Genomic DNA, 1,376 nt, shown 5'->3' on the forward strand with positions numbered 1-1,376 from the left:
CTTCGAGGCCGGCTTCACCGACGCCTCCCTGGGCACCAAGCTGACCGAGAACTGGATCAGCACCAACAACGTCGACGTCATGTGGGGCGACGCTTCCGCAGTCGACAACGGCTCGCGCCAGGCCCTCGAGTCTGCCGGTGCCGACACCCACTTCGACATCGCCCAGCCCATCGACATCGCCGGTGCCGACCAGCCCACCGTCGTGACCTCCACCGTCACCGACTGGAAGATCGACCAGGCCATGGACGAGATCGAGAAGGGCGAGTTCGGCGACGGCAAGGTCATCACCGCCGACATGTCCAACGGTGGCATCTCGCTGGGCAAGTTCTCGGACAAGGTCCCCGAGGACGTCCAGGCCAAGATCAAGGAGCTCGCCGAGCAGATCAAGAGCGACTCCTTCGTGACCGACGCAGAGGTCGAGGCCATCGCCTCCACCCTCTAGGCCAAGGCGCACAGGCGCCAAGACGCCCCAGAGCGGCGCCGGGATGTCCAGCGGGCACCCCGGCGCCGCACTTTTCAGGCGACGGGGATGCCCGTCGCGCGGACGGGAGGTCGCATGGCAAGGAAGGACTTCACCCACGAGGAGGACGTCGCACTGCTGAGGAGGTGCATCGAAGTCTCGCGCCGGTCGCGCGAGCACGGCAACACCCCCTTCGGGGCGATCCTGGTCTCCCCGGACGGGGCGGTGCTGCTCGAGCAGGAGAACATCGAGATCGACACGCACCGCTGCACCGGGCACGCCGAGACCCAGTTGGTCGACCGCGCCTCGCAGATGTTCGACAAGCCCTATCTCGCGGACTGCTCGCTCTACACCTCGGCAGAGCCCTGCGCCATGTGCTCCGGCGCCATCTACTGGGCGGGCGTGGGCAGGGTCGTCTACGCGATGACCGAGCGGTCGCTGCTGCGCCTCACGGGTGCGAACGAGCAGAATCCCACCTTCGACCTACCCTGCCGGCAGGTGTTTGCGGCGGGTCAGAAGGACATCGAGGTCGTCGGACCCTTCGAGGAGCTCGAACAGGAGGCCGCGGACGTCCACCGGGGTTACTGGGACTGAGGTCGGCGGTGGCTCTCGCCAGGCGTCGGACGAGAGACGAATGCAAGAACCGGTTGGTCTTTGAGGAGAAGGGAAGCTAGTCAATGAGTGGCATTCTTGGACTTCGCAAGGCAATGCCGAGCAGGCGCGAGGCCCTGGCCCTTGGGGCTGGGTCCGCGGCCCTCGCCGCAGGGCTGCTCGCGGGATGCGGCTCCGGCGGCAGCGCCGATCCCGGAACGGGCGAAGATGGCCAGCCCAAGCGCGTGGTGATGGTCATCAGCAGCCCAAAGAACGACGGCGGCTGGGGCTAGGGCCACTACGAGTCCCTGAAGCGCGCCATCGA

The 1,376-nt window shown here is 67.0% G+C and carries 2 protein-coding genes and 1 pseudogene; all 3 read left to right on the forward strand.

From position 1 onward, the window contains the following. A pseudogene (locus tag HMPREF1868_RS00710) lies at positions 1–442 on the forward strand (BMP family ABC transporter substrate-binding protein); the annotation flags it as partial. Positions 443–556: 114 nt separating this feature from the next. Continuing rightward, a complete protein-coding gene (locus HMPREF1868_RS00715; RefSeq protein WP_062529505.1) occupies positions 557–1,054 on the forward strand; it encodes a nucleoside deaminase in 498 nt (165 codons plus the stop codon). 83 nt (positions 1,055–1,137) lie between these two features. Further along, positions 1,138–1,344, forward strand: coding sequence for a hypothetical protein (locus HMPREF1868_RS00720; protein ID WP_062529507.1), 207 nt, complete (start codon positions 1,138–1,140; stop codon positions 1,342–1,344). Positions 1,345–1,376 lie beyond the last annotated feature (32 nt).

It is taken from the genome of Olsenella sp. DNF00959 (assembly GCF_001553055.1).
GTDB classification, from domain to species: domain Bacteria; phylum Actinomycetota; class Coriobacteriia; order Coriobacteriales; family Atopobiaceae; genus Olsenella_I; species Olsenella_I phocaeensis.

Coding starts and splice junctions, on each gene's coding strand:
- HMPREF1868_RS00715 (WP_062529505.1), top strand. CDS start 557: ATGGCAAGGAAGGACTTCACCCACGAGGAGGACGTCGCACTGCTGAGG.
- HMPREF1868_RS00720 (WP_062529507.1), top strand. CDS start 1,138: ATGAGTGGCATTCTTGGACTTCGCAAGGCAATGCCGAGCAGGCGCGAG.